Source organism: Sphaerochaeta sp., assembly GCA_022482495.1.
Classification (GTDB): Bacteria; Spirochaetota; Spirochaetia; order Sphaerochaetales; family Sphaerochaetaceae; genus RUG023.
In genome coordinates this window covers 24,190-44,051 of the sequence record JAKVPA010000005.1, presented here as the reverse complement: position 1 = coordinate 44,051, position 19,862 = coordinate 24,190, and the positions used below count along the sequence as shown (strand labels likewise).

General features: G+C 55.8%; 26 protein-coding genes. 1 reads left to right on the top strand and 25 read right to left on the bottom strand.

Annotated features, from left to right (window positions below; genetic code table 11):
• The 21 genes from rpmD to tuf form a co-directional block, all read right to left on the bottom strand.
• Entirely contained in the window at positions 1-189 is a 189-nt protein-coding gene (gene rpmD / locus LKE28_06880; GenBank protein MCH3907955.1) for a 50S ribosomal protein L30, read from the bottom strand.
• Between the two features lie 3 nt (positions 190-192).
• Positions 193-720, bottom strand: coding sequence for a 30S ribosomal protein S5 (gene rpsE / locus LKE28_06875; GenBank protein MCH3907954.1), 528 nt, complete (start codon positions 718-720; stop codon positions 193-195).
• Positions 721-729: 9 nt separating this feature from the next.
• Positions 730-1,089, bottom strand: coding sequence for a 50S ribosomal protein L18 (gene rplR, locus LKE28_06870; GenBank protein MCH3907953.1), 360 nt, complete (start codon positions 1,087-1,089; stop codon positions 730-732).
• Between the two features lie 16 nt (positions 1,090-1,105).
• A complete protein-coding gene (gene rplF / locus LKE28_06865) occupies positions 1,106-1,654 on the bottom strand; it encodes a 50S ribosomal protein L6 (GenBank protein ID MCH3907952.1) in 549 nt (182 codons plus the stop codon).
• A gap of 11 nt (positions 1,655-1,665) precedes the next feature.
• Positions 1,666-2,064: a 30S ribosomal protein S8 gene (rpsH, locus tag LKE28_06860; GenBank protein ID MCH3907951.1), complete on the bottom strand. Its 399-nt coding sequence runs from the start codon at positions 2,062-2,064 to the stop codon at positions 1,666-1,668.
• Between the two features lie 10 nt (positions 2,065-2,074).
• Positions 2,075-2,260, bottom strand: coding sequence for a type Z 30S ribosomal protein S14 (locus tag LKE28_06855; protein ID MCH3907950.1), 186 nt, complete (start codon positions 2,258-2,260; stop codon positions 2,075-2,077).
• Positions 2,261-2,273: 13 nt separating this feature from the next.
• A complete protein-coding gene (gene rplE, locus LKE28_06850) occupies positions 2,274-2,816 on the bottom strand; it encodes a 50S ribosomal protein L5 (protein MCH3907949.1) in 543 nt (180 codons plus the stop codon).
• Positions 2,817-2,899: 83 nt separating this feature from the next.
• Positions 2,900-3,205 (bottom strand): 50S ribosomal protein L24, encoded by a 306-nt coding sequence (gene rplX, locus LKE28_06845; GenBank protein MCH3907948.1) that lies wholly within the window; start codon positions 3,203-3,205, stop codon positions 2,900-2,902.
• 10 nt (positions 3,206-3,215) lie between these two features.
• Entirely contained in the window at positions 3,216-3,581 is a 366-nt protein-coding gene (gene rplN, locus LKE28_06840; GenBank protein ID MCH3907947.1) for a 50S ribosomal protein L14, read from the bottom strand.
• A gap of 18 nt (positions 3,582-3,599) precedes the next feature.
• Positions 3,600-3,854 carry a 30S ribosomal protein S17 gene (gene rpsQ / locus LKE28_06835; protein ID MCH3907946.1) on the bottom strand — a complete coding sequence of 85 codons (255 nt, stop codon included), beginning with the start codon at positions 3,852-3,854 and terminating at the stop codon, positions 3,600-3,602.
• Positions 3,855-3,864: 10 nt separating this feature from the next.
• The gene (gene rpmC / locus LKE28_06830; protein MCH3907945.1) at positions 3,865-4,074 is read right to left on the bottom strand and encodes a 50S ribosomal protein L29; all 210 of its coding nucleotides are present in this window, start codon (positions 4,072-4,074) and stop codon (positions 3,865-3,867) included.
• Positions 4,075-4,078: 4 nt separating this feature from the next.
• Complete coding sequence (gene rplP, locus LKE28_06825) at positions 4,079-4,495, bottom strand: 50S ribosomal protein L16 (protein MCH3907944.1); 417 nt, start codon at positions 4,493-4,495, stop codon at positions 4,079-4,081.
• Positions 4,496-4,498: 3 nt separating this feature from the next.
• The gene (rpsC, locus tag LKE28_06820) at positions 4,499-5,230 is read right to left on the bottom strand and encodes a 30S ribosomal protein S3 (protein ID MCH3907943.1); all 732 of its coding nucleotides are present in this window, start codon (positions 5,228-5,230) and stop codon (positions 4,499-4,501) included.
• Positions 5,231-5,593, bottom strand: coding sequence for a 50S ribosomal protein L22 (gene rplV / locus LKE28_06815; GenBank protein ID MCH3907942.1), 363 nt, complete (start codon positions 5,591-5,593; stop codon positions 5,231-5,233).
• 11 nt (positions 5,594-5,604) lie between these two features.
• Positions 5,605-5,892 carry a 30S ribosomal protein S19 gene (gene rpsS, locus LKE28_06810; GenBank protein ID MCH3907941.1) on the bottom strand — a complete coding sequence of 96 codons (288 nt, stop codon included), beginning with the start codon at positions 5,890-5,892 and terminating at the stop codon, positions 5,605-5,607.
• 9 nt (positions 5,893-5,901) lie between these two features.
• The gene (gene rplB / locus LKE28_06805) at positions 5,902-6,726 is read right to left on the bottom strand and encodes a 50S ribosomal protein L2 (GenBank protein MCH3907940.1); all 825 of its coding nucleotides are present in this window, start codon (positions 6,724-6,726) and stop codon (positions 5,902-5,904) included.
• 15 nt (positions 6,727-6,741) lie between these two features.
• Entirely contained in the window at positions 6,742-7,044 is a 303-nt protein-coding gene (gene rplW, locus LKE28_06800) for a 50S ribosomal protein L23 (GenBank protein ID MCH3907939.1), read from the bottom strand.
• Positions 7,041-7,685: a 50S ribosomal protein L4 gene (gene rplD, locus LKE28_06795; GenBank protein MCH3907938.1), complete on the bottom strand. Its 645-nt coding sequence runs from the start codon at positions 7,683-7,685 to the stop codon at positions 7,041-7,043. Before rplD ends, rplW begins: the two co-directional genes overlap by 4 nt.
• Positions 7,686-7,696: 11 nt before the next feature.
• On the bottom strand, positions 7,697-8,317 hold the full coding sequence (gene rplC / locus LKE28_06790) for a 50S ribosomal protein L3 (GenBank protein MCH3907937.1): 621 nt from the start codon (positions 8,315-8,317) through the stop codon (positions 7,697-7,699).
• Between the two features lie 15 nt (positions 8,318-8,332).
• A complete protein-coding gene (gene rpsJ, locus LKE28_06785; protein ID MCH3907936.1) occupies positions 8,333-8,641 on the bottom strand; it encodes a 30S ribosomal protein S10 in 309 nt (102 codons plus the stop codon).
• Positions 8,642-8,705: 64 nt separating this feature from the next.
• Positions 8,706-9,896, bottom strand: coding sequence for an elongation factor Tu (tuf, locus tag LKE28_06780; protein MCH3907935.1), 1,191 nt, complete (start codon positions 9,894-9,896; stop codon positions 8,706-8,708).
• A gap of 386 nt (positions 9,897-10,282) precedes the next feature.
• On the opposite strand from tuf, the gene LKE28_06775 reads away from it, so the two are divergent.
• The gene (locus LKE28_06775) at positions 10,283-10,933 is read left to right on the top strand and encodes a hypothetical protein (GenBank protein ID MCH3907934.1); all 651 of its coding nucleotides are present in this window, start codon (positions 10,283-10,285) and stop codon (positions 10,931-10,933) included.
• A 58-nt stretch (positions 10,934-10,991) separates the two neighbouring features.
• Here LKE28_06775 and rpsG read toward each other — a convergent pair whose 3' ends face one another.
• The 4 genes from rpsG to rpoB form a co-directional block, all read right to left on the bottom strand.
• Complete coding sequence (rpsG, locus tag LKE28_06770; protein ID MCH3907933.1) at positions 10,992-11,462, bottom strand: 30S ribosomal protein S7; 471 nt, start codon at positions 11,460-11,462, stop codon at positions 10,992-10,994.
• Positions 11,463-11,473: 11 nt separating this feature from the next.
• Positions 11,474-11,848, bottom strand: a complete 375-nt coding sequence (gene rpsL / locus LKE28_06765; protein ID MCH3907932.1) for a 30S ribosomal protein S12 — start codon at positions 11,846-11,848, stop codon at positions 11,474-11,476.
• A gap of 165 nt (positions 11,849-12,013) precedes the next feature.
• Entirely contained in the window at positions 12,014-16,315 is a 4,302-nt protein-coding gene (gene rpoC, locus LKE28_06760) for a DNA-directed RNA polymerase subunit beta' (protein MCH3907931.1), read from the bottom strand.
• A 10-nt stretch (positions 16,316-16,325) separates the two neighbouring features.
• Positions 16,326-19,841 carry a DNA-directed RNA polymerase subunit beta gene (rpoB, locus tag LKE28_06755; GenBank protein ID MCH3907930.1) on the bottom strand — a complete coding sequence of 1,172 codons (3,516 nt, stop codon included), beginning with the start codon at positions 19,839-19,841 and terminating at the stop codon, positions 16,326-16,328.
• Positions 19,842-19,862 lie beyond the last annotated feature (21 nt).

The following is a 19,862-nucleotide window of genomic DNA, read 5'->3' as shown; positions in this document are numbered from 1 at the left end:
TTATATCTCCTCGACTTTCACCAGGTGCTCGATCACGCGAATCATTCCACGGATGGAGGGGTTATCCTCCTGCACCACGGAACTGCTGATCTTCCCCAGTCCAAGGCCTCTGGCCGTCTTGCGTTGTACAGGAAGGCCGCCATTGAGACTCCGGACCAATGTGATCTTGAGTTTCTTCGCTTCCGCCATACCTTACCCCCACAACTCGGCAAGAGACTTCTTGCCCCGTTCCTTCGCCAACGTCTTGCCGTCCAACAGATGCTCAAGCGCATCGAAGGTCGCCTTGACGGTGTTGATGGAATTCTTCGAGCCCAGTGACTTGCTCAGCACGTCCTTGATGCCCGCAGCGTCGCAGACGGCGCGTACGGCGCCACCGGCGATGACTCCGGTACCAGGAACAGCAGGGCGGAGCAACACGCTGGCGCTCTTGTAATTGCCAATGATCTCATGAGGGATCATCGGAATCTCGTTCTTCTGCGGAACGGAAATCAGATGAGCCTTGGCCCTGTCGGTTGCCTTGCGGATCGCTTCGGTCACGTCATTGGATTTTCCAAATCCGTACCCGACTTTCCCCTTCTGGTCTCCGACCACCACCAAGGCGGCAAACGAGGGATGCTTACCACCCTTGACTACCTTGGAGACACGGTTCAGTTTGACCAGCTTCTCGGTGAAGCCGTCGTTCTTGTCCTTGCCCCGATCTCTTTCTCTCGAGTTATCCACAGTATCCCCCTAGAACTTGATGCCGCTCTTACGAGCGCCATCGGCGATGCCCTTCACGATCCCGTGGTACATGTACCCGTTCCGGTCGAACACCACGGTGTCGATATGCTTCTCAAGCATACGCTTCCCCACAATCTCGCCAAGCTTCTCGGCGTTTTCCACGTTGTTCTTCAAGCCGGCCAGCTCTTTCTCCACGGTGCTTGCGGAAACCAGCGTGTTGCCGGCTTCATCGTCGATGACCTGGACGTACATATGCAGGTTGCTGCGGAACACCGTCATCCGTGGGCGCAAAGCCGTCCCACTCAGTGTCTTTCTGATGTGGAGCTTGCGGCGCAGATGCTTTCTTCTTTTATCCATCACTCTGTTCATTTTCTTCGCCTACCCATTACTTCTTCGCGGCAGCGGTCTTGCCGGCCTTGCGGCGGATCTTCTCAGTCTCGTACTTGATGCCCTTGCCTTTGTACGGCTCCGGCGCACGGAGACTGCGAATCTCAGCTGCGGTCTGCCCGATCTTCTGCTTGTCGATTCCGCTGATGGTCACCTTGTTTGGGGTCTCACACACAGCGGTGATGCCTTCCGGAAGCATGAACTCGATCTGGTTGGCGAAGCCAAGCGTGAACAACACGTACTTGCCTTTCGCCTCGGCACGATATCCAACGCCGTTGATGACCAACGTCTTGGAGTAGCCTTTGGTCACGCCGGTGATCATGTTGCTGATCATCTGGCGGTACAAACCATGGTAGCTCTTCACCTGCAGGTCATCCGTCGAGCGGCTCAGTTCCACCTTACCGTCCTTCACTTCCACTTTGATTTCCGAGTGTACTGCGCAGTTCAGTTTTCCCTTGGGCCCTTCCACATGGACCATGTTGGTCGGATCCACGGTAATCTTCACGCCCTGGGGAATCGTAATAGGCAATCTTCCAATTCTGGACATTCTCTTCCCCCTTACCAAACTTTGCAGATCAGCTCGCCGCCAATCTTCGACTCAGTCGCCTTCTTCCCGGTGATCACACCTGCGGACGTGGAGACAACCACAATGCCGTAGCCGTTGTACACACGCGGCATTTCGCGGTAGCCGGTGTACACACGGCGACCCGGAGTGCTGACGCGCTCGATCCCATGGATGACCGGAGACTGTGCCTCGTCGTATTTCAGAAAGACACGGACATACGGGAAACCGTCTTTGGTGACCTTCTTGAAATTCTTCACATATCCCTCATTCTTCAAGATCTTGATGATCTGGATCTTGATCTTAGAGTTGGAGATATCTACTTTCTCGTGCTTCGCCAGACTAGCGTTCCTAATCTTGGTGAGCATATCTGCTACTGGATCACTTACAGCCATGTCTTTCTCCTTACCAACTCGATTTGGTAACGCCAGGAATCTGGCCTTCACTTGCCAGTTTACGGAAGCAGATTCTGCACATATCAAACTGACGCATATACCCACGAGGACGCCCGCAAATCCTGCACCGATTGTATCTTCTCGTGCTGAACTTCGGCTCTTTCCTGGATTTGATGATCAATGATTTCTTTGCCATGATTGCTTCACCCTTATTTGTTCGCGAACGGCATTCCGAGCTTCTTCAGCAGGTCATACCCTTCTTCGTCGGTCTTCGCCGTCGTGACGATCGCGATGTTCATGCCACTGATCCGTTCAATCTTGTCGAAGTCGATCTCCGGGAAGATGATCTGCTCGGTGATGCCGAGCGAGTAGTTCCCGCGTCCATCGAATGCGTTGGGATTGACGCCCCTGAAGTCCTTCACACGGGGAAGCGCGATGCAGATCAGCCTCTCCAGGAAGTACCACATATTGTCACCACGCAGGGTCACCATGGCACCAATCTCCTGCCCCTCACGGAGCTTGAAGTTGGCGATGGATTTCCGCGCTTTGGTTTTCACGACATGCTGACCAGTGATCTGCTCCAGCTCCTTGACGGCGGAATCGAGCAATTTCTTGTTCTCGATGGCGTCGCCGCAGCCAATGCTGACCACGATCTTCTCCAACTTGGGAGTCTGCATCGGGGATTTGTAACCATGCTCTTTGAACATGGCGGGAGCAACCGTCTCCAGATACTTCCTCTTGAAGTTCGGGATAAACTTTTCGGCGGGAGCTTCAGCTTTCTTGGGGGCTGCGGGCTTCTTTTCAGCCGCGGCCTTTACATTCTTCTCTTCTGCCATTAGATTACTTCCCCAGTCTTCTTGGCGACACGGACTTTGTTTCCATTATCGTCGAACTTATACCCGATGCGAGTCGTCTTTCCGTCCTTCAGGACGTATGCGACATTGGCAACAGAAAGTGGGGCTTCGATCTCAATGATTCCGCCCTTGTCCTGTTGGTTCTTCTTTTTCATGGTCTTCTTGACCATGTTGACACCCTGTACGACCACGCGTTCCTTGTCATGATCGATGGAAAGAATACGTCCAGTCTTGCCCTTGTCCTTTCCCGAAATGACTTTTACGGTGTCATTTTTCTTCAGTCTCATAGCTGATCTCCTACAACACTTCCGGCGCGAGGGAAACGATCTTCATATAGTGGTCACGAAGTTCCCTGGCCACTGGTCCGAAAATACGCTTGCCGCGCGGGTTATTGTTGGCATCGATGACGACACATGCATTGTCATCGAACCTGATATAGGTACCGTCAGGTCTCCGGTATTCCTTTTTCGTACGGACGATCACAGCCTTCAGAACATCACCCTTCTTGATGGCGCCATTGGGCAGCGCGTCCTTGACGGCGACCACGATGACATCACCGATTCCGGCGACATACCGATGGCTTCCACCGAGAACCTTGATGCACTGCACCCGTTTGGCCCCGCTGTTATCCGCTACATTCAAATAGCTCTGCATCTGGATCATAATGTCTCTCCTGTCCTCTCAGCGGGCACGCTCGACAATCTGAACGAGACGCCAGCATGTATCCTTGCTCAGATGGCGGCACTCCTCCACACGGACGGTGTCCCCGATCTTCGCCTCATTGTTCTCATCGTGGGCCTTCACCTTCTTGGTGGTGCTCACATACTTCTTGTACAGGGGGTTGAGCGTCTTCTTGGTGATGGCGACCGTAATCGTCTTATCCATCTTGTCGCTGACCACCTGGCCTGTCATCGTCTTTCTCCACGCTTTTTCCATATCTCACTCCCTATTTGGTTGCAGGCTTGCGGATTCCAAGCTCATACTCGGAGATCAGAGTGTTGACACGGGCGATGGCTCTGCGCGTCGTGCGTACAGCAAGAGGGTTCTCCACATGTCCAAGCACCTTGTCCATTCTCTGGTTCAGGTACTGCTTGTGCAGTTCCTCTTTCTTCGCCTTCAGCTCTTCCAAGGTCAAATCTTTAAACGAATTCTTCATATGCTCACTCCACATCCCGTCTTGCGACGAACCTGGTACGGAGGGGTAGCTTGGAAGCGGCCAAAGTCAAAGCCTCTTTCGCGACATCCTTGCTGATGCCACCCATCTCGAACATGATGGTTCCGGTCTTCACCACGGCAACCCAGCCTTCCGGCGCACCCTTTCCGTTTCCCTGTCTGGTTTCTGCAGGCTTCTTGGTGTACGGCATATCGGGGAAGATCCTGATCCAGATCTTGCCGCCACGCTTCACGTGACGGGTCAACGCGACACGCGCTGCCTCGATCTGGCGGTTGGTCACCCACAACGGCTCCGTCGCCATCAAGCCATATTCCCCAAACGCAATCGTGTTGCCGCTCTGGGCGATGCCTTTGCGGTCACCACGCTGCCTCTTTCTGTATTTTACTCTCTTCGGACTCAGCATGGCTTAACTCCTTGCCCCGGTAGTGCTGTCAACCACGTCCCCACTGTCGTCAACCTTCAGCGGTTTCTTGGCTACCATACCGGCATCATCTTTCTGCACGTGCTCATAGATTTCGCCATTGAACACCCACACCTTGACGCCGATGCATCCGAACGAGGTGTTCGCCGTGGTGAACCCATAATCGATGTCACTGCGAAGAGTGTGAAGAGGCACACGACCTTCCTTCATCCACTCGCTGCGGGAGATCTCTGCACCGCCGATACGTCCGGAAAGACGTACCTTGATGCCCTGCGCACCGCTCTGCATCGCCTTGGAAATCGCCATCTTCATCGCTCTGCGGAACGAACCGCGGGCGACCAACTGGCGGGCAATGTTGGCGGAGATCAGCTGGGCGTCAGCCTCGGGCTTCTTGATCTCCTTGATCTTGATCTGCACCTTCTTGTCGGAAAGCTTCTGCAGGCGGAGGCCAAGTTTCTCAACGTTGGCACCCTTGCTGCCGATGATGATCCCCGGCCGGCTGGTGGTGATGACCACGGTGACACGCTGAGGCTTGCGGATGATTTCCACATCCGAAATCTCAGCACCCTGGACCTCAGGGCATTCCAGAAGCTCCTTGCGAAGCCTCAGGTCCTCATGCAGCGTGTCTGCATACTCCTTGCGATCCACAAACCACTTCGACTTCCAGGTCTTGTTGATGCCCAACCGAAGTCCAATTGGATTAACTTTCTGGCCCATTTATTTCCTCACACTCGTTTTCTCGTCAACAGTGACGGTAATGTGCGACATCCTGCGAAGGAGAATGTCTCTCCTCCCATGGGATCTGGGCCATACTCTCTTCAGCCTCGGGCCGTCGTCGACGTGCAGCTCGGAGACGACCAGGTTTTCCTCGTCAATCTTCTTGTTGCGATCCAACGCGTTGGCGCAGGCGCTCTGCAGCACCTTCAGGATCAGACGTGAACCCTTCTGTGGCATTGACTCCAGAATGGCGACTGCCTCAGGATAGGGCTTCATCCGCACCAGGTCGGCGACAGGGCGCACCTTGGACGGAGAGACCAGAAGGTATTTTGCCGTAGCGGTATATCCTTTTTTCTCTTGCATCGTGGTACCTCTTACTTACCGGCCGGCACAGCCTTGTCGGCGTTCAATGAGTGCCCGCGGAAAATTCTGGTAGGAGCAAACTCACCGAGTTTGTGTCCGACCAGGTTCTCGGTCACATACACAGGAATCCATGTCTTTCCGTTGTACACGGAGATCGTGAATCCCACCATCTCAGGGATGATCGTTGAGGCCCGGGAGTACGTCTTGATCATCGACTTCTGATTCGTCTTGCTTGATTCCTGGATCCGCTTGTACAACTTGCGCTCTACGAACGGTCCTTTCTTGATTGATCTAGCCACGGTAAACTCCTATTTCCTCTTCTTGACGATGAATGCGTTGGACGGCTTCTTCAGGGAGCGGGTATGTCCGCCCTTTGCCAACTTGCCCCAAGGCGTCGCAGGAATACGACCGGTATGGGTCTTGCCCTCACCACCACCATGCGGGTGATCGATCGGGTTCATTGCCGTACCACGTACCGACGGTCTGATGCCCAAATGGCGGGTCACACCGGCTTTGCCACGGTTGGTATTCATGTGGTCGAAGTTCCCCAGCGTACCGATGGTGGCGTAGCATTCGTTGAACACCATGCGCATTTCACCGGAAGGCAGGCGGAGCGTCACATAGTCGCCTTCCTTGGCGACCACCGTGGCGCCAAGCCCGGCAGCGCGGACCAACTGGCCGCCACGGCCCTTGGTCAGCTCGACGTTGTGGACGATCAACCCAAGCGGAATGTTCTTCAGAGGAAGGGCGTTTCCCGTGGTAAGGGGCGCGTCTGGTCCACTGACGATCTTCTGTCCGACTTTCAGGTTCTGCGGAGCGATGATGTACCGCTTCTCGCCATCGGCATAGAACACCAGCGCGATGTTCACCGTCCGGTTGGGATCATACTCGATGGTCTTCACCGTACCAGGAACGCCGTACTTGTCCCGCTTGAAATCGATGATACGATATCTCCGTTTGCAACCTGCGCCACGGCGACGGACACTGATGCGACCAAAGGTGTCACGGCCCGCAGTCCTGTGCAGGAACTTGGTCAGGGACTTCTCCGGTTTGTTCGTGGTCAACTCGTCGAAGACCAAAGTGGTCCGTTGGCGAAGGCCAGGAGTATTGGGCTTGTAACTTTTAAGAGCCATATGCTACCTCTCTCCTCATACGCCTTCGATGGCCTGGATGCTTTCACCCTTGGCCAGGGTCACGACAGCCTTTTTCCAGTCACCAGTAGTACCGAGGACGAATCCCGCCTTGCCTCTGGTAAATTTAGGCTTTCCTTTCACAATCATGGTGTTGCACTTCACCGGCGTCACATTGAACAACGTCTTCACTGCTTCTTTGATCTGCAGCTTGTTCGCGTCCATGTTCACCCGGAACGTGTACTTCTTCGTCTCCCCTTCACGGGCAAGATTGCTCTTCTCGCTCAACACCGGGGCAATAATCACTTGGTCAGCTCTCATTTCGCGGCCTCTTTGGTTTCACCGTAAAAATCGTTCAGATTCTTCGCGGCGGTCTCAAGGACCAGAATCTTCCGTCCGTAGAGGAGTTCGTGAGCACTGAGCTTGTCGTACGCCTGGACGTGCACATACGGAATGTTCCGTGCGGCACGGCGAAGCAACGCGTCATTGCCCTTCAGGACGACCAGCGTGCGGGTCTCGTCCGGATTGAACGCCTTCAGGATGGAGATCAACTCCTTGGTCTTGCCATTGGCGGCAGTGAAATCCTCAACAACCACCAAACGATTCTCCTTGACGCCCAGCGTCAGGAGGCTTTTCATGGCCAACCGCTTCATCTTCTTAGGCAGCACCCAGCCATACTCGCGGGGGCGGGGTCCGAAGATCGTACCGCCACCGACCAGCAACGGGGACTTCTTGTCACCCTGACGGGCGTTACCCGTACCCTTCTGCTTGTACGGTTTGGTATTGCTGTAGTTGACTTCAGCCCGCGTTTTGGTGCAGGCCGTACCAACACGGCGGTTGGCAAGCTCGTTATTGATGGCGTAGTAGATGCATCCGTTGCTGACCTTGTGGCCAAACACCTCATCGTTCAGCTCGATGCTTCTGACTTCCTTCCCATCAGTAGAAAAAACTTTCGCTTCCATATCTCTCGCCCCTACTTCTTAATCGCTTTCTTCACGATGACGACGCTATGGGCGGGACCGGGGATCGCTCCCTTCACCATGAGAACCTGCAGATCCTCGTCAATCCTGACGACTTTCAGGTTCTGCACCGTAACTGCATCAACACCCATGTGGCCGGCCATTCTGTGGCCTTTGAACGTGCGTGCTGGCGTAGATGACATAGCAGTACCACCGAGATCACGATGGAACTTGGAACCATGCGTATCACGGCCGCCACTGAATCCGTAACGCCTTATGGCGCCGGCGAATCCTTTTCCTTTCGATGTTCCTGACACGTCGACGTACGTCGCGTCTTTGAAAACATCAACTCCAAGCACTTCCCCGACCTTCACGTCCTTCTCATAATCACGGAACTCAGCAACAACCTGCTTCGGTTCGCAAATATCCTTGAACTGGCCGGCATACGGCTTGGTGACGGTGCTTTTCTTCTTGTCAATGGAACCGAGGACTGCCGCGTTATAGCCATTCTTCGCATCGGTGCGCTGTGCCACAACCACATTATCCTCAATCTTTATAACCGTTACAGGTGTGAGCCTGCCTTGCGCGTCAAACACCTGGGTCATTCCAATTTTCTTGCCGATAAGCCCTAACATTTCTTACCTCAACTCTTACTGTTTAATCTCAACATCAACACCGGCAGGGAGCTCAAGTTTCATGAGGGCATCCATGACTTTTGATGTGGGATCCAATATGTCAATCAGCCTTTTGTGGGTTCTCATCTCGAACTGCTCACGAGACTTCTTGTTAACAAAGGGCGATCTGAGGACTGTATACTTATTGATACGAGTCGGGAGCGGTACAGGTCCGGAAACAGTAGCACCGGCCTTCACTACGGTATCGACGATGGCTTTGGCGCTCTGTTCAACGAGCTCCACATCAAAGCCTCTCAGTCTTACCCGGATTCTTTCTTTAGCCATTATTCCTCCAAAAAACGGGCCTTGCCAGCACATTTGAATGCCGGCAAGGCATTCCTAAAAAACCTCAGTCCTGAATATCGGTGACCTGGCCGGAAGCAACGGTCTTTCCACCTTCACGAATAGCGAAGCGGAGACCTTTGTCCATAGCGATGTGGTGGATCAACTCAACGTTGATCGAGCAGTGATCGCCCGGTTTGACCATCTGGACACCATCGGGCAGCATAACCGTACCCGTGATATCCGTGGTGCGGAAATAGAACTGCGGGCGATACCCAGTGAAGAACGGAGAATGCCGTCCACCTTCCTCGGAGCTCAGTACATACAGGGCACCGGTGAACTTGGAATGCGGATGAATGGAACCCGGCTTGGCCAGAACCTGACCACGGACGACGTCCTTCTTGTCGACACCGCGGAGCAAGGTACCAATGTTGTCGCCAGCCTCGCCGATATCCAACGTCTTGTTGAACATCTCGACACCGGTAACGACGGAAGCCTTGGTTTCCTTGATACCGACGATCTCAACCGGATCGTTCACCTTGACCGTTCCACGCTCCACACGACCGGTAACAACCGTACCACGGCCGCTGATGGTGAAGATGTCTTCGATCGGCATCAGGAACGGCTTGTCCATATCACGGACAGGAAGCGGGATGTAGGTATCCATCGCGTCCAGCAGCTCGTCGATGCACTTGGTCTTCTCCGGATCATCCGGGTGCGTCATGGCCTGGAAGGCGGATCCGCGGATTACAGGGCAATGCTCCCCATCGTATCCGTTCTTCGTCAGCAGCTCTCTCATATCCTCTTCGACGAGGTCGATCAGCTCGGGATCGTCGACAAGGTCGCACTTGTTGATGAACACGATGATGCACGGTACACCAACCTGGTGCGCCAGCAGGATGTGCTCACGAGTCTGCGGCATCGGTCCGTCCGTAGCAGCGACAACAACGATTGCGCAGTCCATCTGGGCGGCACCGGTGATCATGTTCTTGATGTAGTCGGCGTGTCCCGGGCAGTCAACGTGCGCGTAGTGGCGGTTCTTGGTCTGATACTCAACATGTCTGGTGTTGATCGTGATACCACGAGCCTTCTCTTCGGGGGCATTGTCAATCTGGTCGTAGTCCAATGCCTTGTCACCGTACAGCCTTGCGCAATGCAAGGTAATTGCGGCGGTGAGGGTCGTTTTGCCGTGGTCGATGTGCCCAATGGTCCCGACGTTTACGTGCGGCTTATTCCTCACAAATTTTTCTTTTGCCATCGTTTCCTCCTTGTGGCGATCATCCTTGTATCGCCGCAAATCATATAAGTTACCATAAAGGCAAGGCCTTTACCTGTCTTGGGGACACACTGATTGTTGGTAGCTGTATAACAAGAGGATCCAGAGGTCGACGGGCAAGGCAGAAGCGATCCGGCCGACATAGCAAAGTTTTGAAAAAACTTTTCATTCTGGAACCACCTTATCATTGCGCTGGCAATAATCGGTTTGGCCCTACGCGCATAAAGAGACTACTACCCCTTAGGCGCACTCGACTACTATACGGAAATCGTATCATTGTGTCAAGCATTTGGGAAACTGATTGCCTCCCAATGAGTTGCACGCCTCAGAATGTTGCCTTCTTTCCGTCAGAAACGTACACTTGGAGCATGCGTCACGTCAGGGAATTCCAGAAGAACGGCAGAATCATCCGCATCACTCAAGGATGGTCCTTCCCCACGTTCCTGTTCGGCCCGCTGGCCGTGCTCCCCCATGGTGACTGGGCATACGGCATACCGCTTCTCGGCTCTACGATTCTGTTCGGCTTCATCGGCCTGTCCACCGGAGGAATCGGGTACGCCGGCATCTTCCTGTGCAATCTTCTCTTCTCGTTCTCCAGCAGGGAGCGGTACGCCCGGATCCTCCAAAAACGGGGATACGAGGAGACCGATCCCAGGCGGGACGATCCGACCCAATGGGTGTACGTCCCGGTGGATCGCACCCTGGAAGCGGGCCACCAAGGCGTCACCTCCCACCTAGCGACGGTGACCGTTCCGGCCGGATACCGGTTCTGCGACGGCTTTGCCGGAAAAGGGAAAGAGCCGGTGAGGGATGAGGTCACCCCGGAGCTCCGGCTCTGGATCACCAACCAAAACGGCATCATCCGATGGGAGACCACCATCCGGACCGCAGGACACCTCTCTGCACACACATTCTCGTTCCCCGTCAAGGAGCAGGAAGTACTGACGATCCACGCACAGCGGCAGAACATGACGGCATCCGCCACGCTCTCCCATCTGTACGTCCACCTGACACGATAAAAGAAAACAAAAAAACCACCGGCACAACGTCGGTGGTTTGGTGTGGCCTGAAACAGGTCTACCAGCGATAATGGCTGAACGCCTTGTTGGCCTCTGCCATTCTGTGGGTGTCTTCCTTCTTCTTGAAGGCGGCACCGGTGTTGTTGATCGCATCCAGCAACTCGGCGGCGAGCTTCTCGCTCATATTCCGGCCGTTGCGGGCGCGGGCAGCGGTGATGATCCAGCGCATGGACAGCGCTTCGCGGCGGCTGTCACGAATCTCGGTAGGCACCTGATAGGTTGCACCACCGACACGGCGGCTCTTCACCTCGACGAGCGGCTTGACGTTGTCAACGGCCTTGAGGAAGACGTCAAGCGGTTTCTCACCAGTCTTCTCCCCCATCGTCTTCATGGCGTTGTACAAAATCGCGCTGCTGATGGACTTCTTCCCATCCTCCATCATGCGGCAGATGAACTTCTCCACCACCACACTCTTGTACAGAGGATCAGGCAACACTTCCCTGTTATGGGCACTTGCTCTTCTTGACATACGCTACCCCCTCACGCCTTTGGCTTCTTGGCACCGTACTTGCTGCGGCTTCTCTTGCGATCGGCAACGCCCTGGGTATCCTTGGCGCCACGGATGATGTGGTACCGCACACCAGGAAGGTCCTTGACTCTTCCGCCCCTCATGAGCACCACCGAGTGCTCCTGGAGGTTGTGCCCGATACCGGGGATATAGGCGGTGACTTCATACCCGTTGGAAAGGCGCACACGTGCGACCTTCCGCAGAGCGGAGTTCGGCTTCTTCGGGGTGACCGTCATCACACGGGTGCAAACACCGCGCTTCTGAGGGCAACCCTCGAGAGCCGGGGCTTTTGTCTTCTTGGAGACATCTTTCCGGCCCTTTCGTACCAGCTGATTAATCGTAGGCATCTTTCGATACACTCCCTTGTATTGTTTGGCCCACCGTCCCTCACCAAACGGGGGTCTGTGGCGGCACAGCGCCGCCACTTCATCAAAAACCGCAACTCAGCATGGACAGCCAGGTGTGTTCCTGACGGGCAGTCCGCCAAGGCGATTGGCGCCAACAGGCGCCGATCACTCCTCGTCGTTCTCCTCGTCCACTCCCTCTTTGTCACTTACGGTTTTCATATCCGCAAGATTCTCCACATCGAGGTCATCGTCTTCGGGCATCTGTTGCTGTTGTTTCCGTTCAGCCTTCATCTGCTCCTCAGCCGCTTTCCGCTTCAATGCGAAGAGTTCCTCATCCTTCATCTTGATATCCCGATACACTTTCATGCCGGTGCCGGCGGGAATCAGATGTCCGATGATGACGTTCTCCTTGAGACCGCGCAACTCATCTTTACTACCAGCAATCGCCGCACTTGTCAAGACCCGGGTGGTTTCCTGGAACGACGCGGCGCTGATGAACGAGTCGATGGCAAGCGATGCGTGGGTGATGCCCAACAGCAACGGTCTCGCCACGGCAGGCTCACCGCCTTCGTTGATGACCTTCTGGTTCTCCTCGAAGAACTTGTACTTGTCGATCCGCTGGCCCTGGATCAGGTTGGTGTCGCCCACATGGACGATCTCGACCTTCCGGAGCATCTGGCGGACGATGATGCCCAGGTGCTTGTCGTTGATGTCAACGCCCTGCATCCGGTAGACCTGCTGGACTTCGTCCACCAGGAATGCCTGCAACGCGTTTTCACCACAGATATCCAGCACGTCATGGGGATCGACCGCTCCGTCACACAGGAGATCCGCCGCCTCGACGGTATCACCGTCACGAACCAGCAGGTTCTTGCCCATCGGCACCAGGTGCTTGTACTCATGCCCGAACGCATCGGTGACCATGACACTCCGCTTGCCCTTGACCGTCGGTCCGATGGAAACCGTTCCACTGACCTGGGCGAGGATGGCGGCGTTCTTCGGCTTGCGCGCCTCGAACAGCTCTCCGATTCTGGGAAGACCACCGGTGATATCACTGGTCTTGACGCCTTCCTTCAGCATCTTGGCAAGTACTTCACCCTTGGCGACAGAAACATTGTCCTTCACCTGCAGGTAGGAGTTGCCTGGAAGCTGGTAGGACGCCAGCACGTCACCTTTTCCGTTTTTCTCCGTCGTGATCTGGATGGTCGGCGAGAGCCGCTCCAGCGCATGTTCGGTGATACGGTTCTCGATGTTTCCCGTCTCCGAGTTGAGCTCTTCGATCAACGTCGTGCCAAGCTTGATGTCCACGAAGTGGGTGAAACCACCCTCCTCGGTGATGATCGGCTCGCTGAACGGGTCGAACGTGACGATGGCGGCTCCCGCGGGAACGTACTTCCCGGTGGCGACGACCAGCTCACTGCCGGCCTTGACCACCTGGTCGGTCGGATGGTCAAGCAGACGGACAACGCCGTCGGTGATCCGTACCGAACCATTCTCCGGAGCGTTGAACTCCTTGCCATCCTTCTTGTACATCGGCGTGCCGCGTCCGATGGACTGCCCATCCTGGACGAGTAACTCGTCGTAGCTTTCCTTGGACAACTCGAAGTTGACCTTGTAGCACTCGATGTGGCCTTTGCGGGTGAACACGTCCACCTTGTCGGACTGACGCTCCACCATGCTGCCGGAAATCTCCCCGATGATGACGGGGAACTTGAACACCAGTTTGTTCTCCTCAGCGCTTGCCGAAGCGGCACCGCCGCTGTGGAACGTGCGGAGCGTCAGCTGGGTACCAGGCTGTCCGATGGACTGGGCGGCCACGATTCCGACCGCCTCCCCGATATCCACCGACCGGTTGGTCGCCAGGTTGCGTCCGTAGCACTTGCGGCAGACGCCGTGCTTCGCCTCACAGGTCAACACGGTGCGCAGGAGCACATGCTCCACACCGGCTTCCTCGATCTCCTTCGCCTTGGCGTCGGAAATCTCCACGTTGGCCGGAGCGATGATCTCATGGGTGAACGGATGGCGCACATCCTCAGCCGGGCAGCGGCCGACGATACGGTCAGCCAGCGACTCGACGATTTCACCGGTATCATCCCTGATGGCGGATCGCTCGATGCCGTTGATCGTATGGCAGTCATCCATCGTGACGACGAGGTCCTGGCTGATGTCGACGAGACGACGGGTCAGGTAACCTGCCTCACTGGTCTTCAACGCCGTATCGGACAATCCCTTACGGGCACCGTTGGTGGAGATGAAGAACTCGATGATGGACAGACCTTCCTTGAAGTTGGACTTGATCGGGAACTCGATGACGTCGCCGTTCGGACGGGCCATCAAGCCACGCATACCGCCCAACTGGCTGATCTGCGTCTTGGAACCACGCGCGCCGGAATCGGCCATCAAGAACAGCGGGTTGAAGCTGTTCTGGCTCTTTTCCAACTCGCCCATCAGCACGTTGGACAGCTTGTTGTTGGTCTGCGTCCAGACGTCGATGACACGGTTGTACCGTTCTTCCTGGGTGATATGGCCCTGGCGGTACTGGTCGAGAATCTTCTGTTGTTCCTGCTCCGCCTTGGATACCAGCTCTTTCTTTTCCTCCGGAACGATCATGTCGGACAGACCGATCGTCGCGCCAAACAGCGTGGAGTACTTGTAGCCGACATCCTTGATGGAGTCCAGCATCTGGACGACCACGGAATTCTCACGGGTCTTCAGCGTCTCCCCGATCAACTTCTTCAGATCCTTGTCTCCCAGACACTTGTTCTGGTAGGGGATCCCTTCGGGCAGTACGCTGTTGAAGATCACACGACCTGCTGTGGTCTGGATCTTCTCGCCGCTGGGCATCTTGTACCGGATCGCCGCGTTGTAGGACAGCGCGCCGCTCTCGATGGCCATTTCCATCTCCCCGATGTTGTCGTAGTACTTGTTGGTACCCTTGGCGCCCTTCATCTCACGGGTGAGATAGAAGATGCCAAGCACCATGTCCTGGGACGGATAAACGATCGGTTTGCCGTTCGCCGGATCCAGCAGGTTGGTGACGGAGAGCATCAACGTCCAGCACTCCATCTGGGCCGCATGGGTAAGCGGTACGTGGATTGCCATCTGGTCGCCGTCGAAGTCAGCGTTGAACGCGTGGCATACCAGCGGGTGCAGCTTGATGGCCTTGCCATCCACCAGCACCGGCTCAAACGCCTGGATGCCCAGACGATGCAGCGTAGGGGCACGGTTCAGCATGACGGGGTGTTCCTTCACCACGTCATCCAGAATGGACCACACCGCTTCAGTCTCTTCCTCGACCAGCGTTTTTGCTTTCTTGATGTTGTACACCACACCGTCCTGGACGAGTTTCTTCATCAAGAACGGCTTGTACAGCTCCAGCGCCATCTTCGAAGGAAGACCACACTGGTGCATCCTGAGTTCCGGTCCGACGACGATGACGGAACGTCCGGAATAGTCGACACGCTTGCCCAGCAGGTTCTGGCGGAACCGGCCCTGCTTTCCCTTGAGCATGTCGGAGAGGCTCTTCAACGGACGGGAAGAGGCGCCTTTGACTACCTTCTTCCGCTTGGAGTTGTCGAACAGGGCGTCGACCGCCTCCTGCAGCATCCGTTTCTCGTTGCGGATGATGATGTCCGGGGCATTCAGCGTCTCCAGCCGTTCCAGACGGTTGTTACGGTTGATCACCCTGCGGTACAGATCGTTCAGGTCGCTGGTTGCGAACCGACCACCGTCCAGCTGGACCATCGGGCGCAGATCAGGAGGAATGACCGGAATGACGGTCAGGATCATCCACTCAGGCTTGTTGCCGCTGTCGCGGAAGTTCTCCACCACCTCGATCCGTTGCAGAAGCCGCTTGTCCGCCTTGTCCTCACGCTCCCGCATCTTGTTGCGGAGCTCGGTGGACAGTTTCTGCAGATCCAGGCGAGACAGAAGCTTGCGGATCGCCTCGGCGCCCATTTCGGCGTCGAAACTTCCTTCCCCGAACTGCTCCAGATACTTCTGGTAGTCCTCTTCGGAGAGGATCTGGTTGTCCTTCAGCGTCGTGTCGCCCTTGTCGATGACGATATATTTCTCGTAGTACAGGACACTCTGCAACGCATTGCGGCTGATGTCCAGCAACATGTTCATCTTGGAGGGAACGGCACGATAGTACCAGATGTGGGCCACGGGAGCGGCAAGGGTGATGTGCCCCATACGCTCACGACGGACTTTGGTATCCGTCACCTCGACGCCGCACCGGTCGCAGATCACGCCCTTGTACCGGATGGACTTGAACTTTCCGCAGTAGCATTCCCACTGCTTGGTGGTTCCGAAAATCTTCTCACAAAACAACCCGTCGCGCTCCGGGCGCAACGTCCGGTAGTTGATCGTCTCCGGTTTCTTCACTTCGCCATAGGACCACGCTTTGATCTGTTCCGGCGAAGCGAGCCGGATCATTACACTATCAAAATCACGAATCTCATTCATCCGTCTACTCCTAGTTGTTCAGTGAGCCTTTCTGTTGCTTGTTGATCAGCTCTTCATCACGCTCGGTGAGCGGAACCTGTTTCCCATTGGAATCATACACGGACATATCCAATGCCAATCCCCTGATCTCCTGCACCAGGACGTTGAACGCCTCAGGCATGCCGACCGCCGTGGCGGGCTCGCCTTTCACGATGCTCTCATAGATCTTCACACGGCCGTTCATGTCGTCGCTCTTGATGGTCAGGAGTTCCTGCAAGGTATTGGCGGCGCCGTACGCCTCCAACGCCCAGACCTCCATCTCTCCGAGACGCTGGCCACCGAACTGGGCCTTGCCGCCCAGCGGCTGTTGGGTGACCAACGAGTACGGACCGGTGGAACGCGCATGCATCTTGTCGTCGACCAAGTGGTGCAGCTTCAGGTAGTAAATGTACCCGCAGAACACCTTGTTGACGAACGGGACACCCGTCCTGCCATCGTACAGCGTCACCTTGGAATTGGTGGGAAGCCCCGCCTCTTTCATCTTCGCCTCAATCTGGTCCATCGACGCGCTCTGGAACACCGGAGAGGAGTACCACTCGTCCAGTGAGACGGCGGCCCAGCCGAGCTGGGTTTCCATCAACTGTCCGATGTTCATACGGGAAGGTACGCCCAGCGGATTCAGACAGACATCAAGCGGCGTGCCGTCTTCCATGTACGGCATGTCCTCTTCCGGAAGGATCCGGGAGACGACACCCTTGTTTCCATGGCGTCCAGCCATCTTGTCGCCTTCACGAAGCTTGCGCTTGGTGGCGATCAACACCTTGACCGTCTCGTTGACACCGGCGGGCAACTCATCGTTCTCCGCGCGGGAGAGGCGCTGGATGTCGATGACCGTCCCTTCCGTCCCATGGGGGACCTTCAGGGAGGTGTCACGCACTTCCTTGGCCTTCTCACCGAAGATCGAGTTGAGCAACTTGAACTCCGGTGTGGTGTCACTCTCGCTCTTCGGGGTGACTTTTCCGACGAGGATCGATCCCGGCCGGACCATCGTCCCGATGCGGACGATACCGTCCTCATCCAACGCCTCGAGCAGCTTCTCGTTGGTGTTGGGGATATCACGGGTCAGTTTCTCCGGTCCGAGCTTGGTCTCACGGATGTCGGTGGTGAACTCCTTGATATGGATCGTCGTGAAGATATCATCCTTCACCACCCGTTCGCTGATCAGAACAGCGTCCTCGTAGTTGTACCCGTTCCACGGCACGAATCCGACCAGAATGTTGCGTCCCAGGGCAAGCTCCCCGTTCTGGGTCGCCGGTCCATCGGCAAGCACCCCGCCTGCATCCACATGCTGGCCGACACTGATGATCGGGCGCTGGTTGAAGCAGGTATCCTGGTTGGTCCGCTGGTACTTCTGCAGTTCGTAGTAGTCCACCTCGCCTTCAATGTCGCTCTTGTCCGGCTTGATGATGACTTTGGTGGAGGAGACGTACTGGATGACACCGGCGCGTTTGGCCTTGACCAACACACCGCTGTCATACGCCGCTTTCTGCTCCATACCGGTACCGACACGCGGAACCTCGGGGAACAGAAGAGGAACGGCCTGGCGCTGCATGTTACAACCCATCAACGCACGGTTGGCGTCATCATGTTCCAGGAACGGAATCAAGCTGGCGGCGACACTGATTACCTGCTTCGGGGAGACATCCATCCAGGACACTTCGGAAGCGGGACGCGTGGTGTAATCACCGGCGTGGCGGACAGGGACTTCCTTGTCCAGGAAGTGCCCTTCCTTGTCCAACTTGGCGTTTGCCATGGCGATGATGTACTTTTCCTCGTCGTTGGAATCCAGGTATTTGACATCTTTGGTCGCGATGCCATCCACCACCTTGCGGTACGGCGTCTCCAGGAAGCCATACTCGTTGACCCGGGTATAGTTGGCCAGAGAGACGATCAGACCGATGTTCGGACCTTCAGGAGTCTCGATCGGGCAGATACGACCATAATGGGTGTAATGGACGTCACGGACTTCGAATCCGGCACGGTCACGGGAAAGACCACCGGGGCCGAGGGCGTTCAGACGACGCTTGTGGGTCAGCTCGGAAAGCGGGTTGACCTGATCCATGAACTGGGACAACTGGGAAGAACCGAAGAATTCCTTCACCGCGGCCACGATCGGCTTGATGGAGATGAAATCCTGCGGTTTGGCCGACTCTTTGGAATGCTCGTCGGCCATCATCAGGCTCATCCGTTCCTTGGCGATCTTGTCCATACGGGCGAACGCGCCTTTCAGGGCGTTCTGCAACAGCTCGCCGACGGAGCGGACACGACGGTTACCAAGGTGATCGATATCATCGATGTTCTTCTCACGGATGAATACACGGATCAAATAGGCCATCGTGTTGACGATGTCCTTCGGCTGCAACGTCGTGATGTCCGTGGAATCATCCTCGCTGCCGAACTTCTTGTTGAACTTGTACCGGCCGACGGCGCCCAGGTCATACTTGCGCGGCGAGAAGAACATTTCAGGCAGATCCTTCTCGGCACGATCCACGGCGACCATTTCACCGGGCATCAGCACGGTGAAGATCGGGGTCAGCACATCTTCCTTGGACGGTTCATCCAGCCCTTCGGACGTGTACTTGGCGTCTTCTTCCTTGAAGCAGTTCAGAACGATGTCCGAGTGAAGCGTATCGGCGTTGTCCATGTCAACCAGCTCCACGCTGGTGATCTTCCGCTGGATCAGCTCGTCGATCTCGTGGGCATGCAGCTGGTCACCGGCACGAAGGATTCGTTTGCGCTCCCCATCCACCGTATCGTAGATGTCCTTGAACAGGTAGCGGTTCTCCACTTCATTCTTCGTGGCGTCACTCAGCTCGACCGCCTGGCTCTTGTAGAACTCGGCGACGATCTTTTCCCGGGTATCGTATCCGATGGCCCTGAGGAACAGGGTGCCCAGGATACGTTTCTTCCGGTCGATCTTGGTGTAGATCAACCGTTTCTTCTCATCAATCTCAAACTCCAGCCAGGAACCGCGGTACGGAATGATGCGGGACGAATAGACGTCCTTCTCATTGCTGAAGATGACTCCGGGGCTCCGGTGGATCTGGCTTACCACAACCCGTTCAGCGCCATTGACGATGAACGTGCCACGGTCGGTCATCAACGGGATGTCACCGAAGAAGATTTCCTTCTCACGGATCTCCCCGGTGTTGAACTCCAGGCTGATGGTAGCTTTCAATGGGACGCTGTAGGTGCGTCCTTTCTTCTTGCATTCGGTCTCGGAGAACTTGATGTTGTCCAGGTCAATCTTGTAGCCCTTGTAAACGAGCCGCATCTCGCCATTTGGAACTTCAATCGGGAACGTGGACTGAAACACTTTTTCCAGTCCATACGCGGGATTGGGAGCCTCGCCTTTCTTGTACCCGTCCAGCTGCAGAAAACGCTCATAGCTGTCCAGCTGTACGCCGATCAGGTTGGGAAGCTCACAAACCTCTTGAAAATCAGAGCCGATGTACGTGCGTGTTATGGCTTTGCCGTTGGCAACCATCATGTACCCTCCAGACATTTC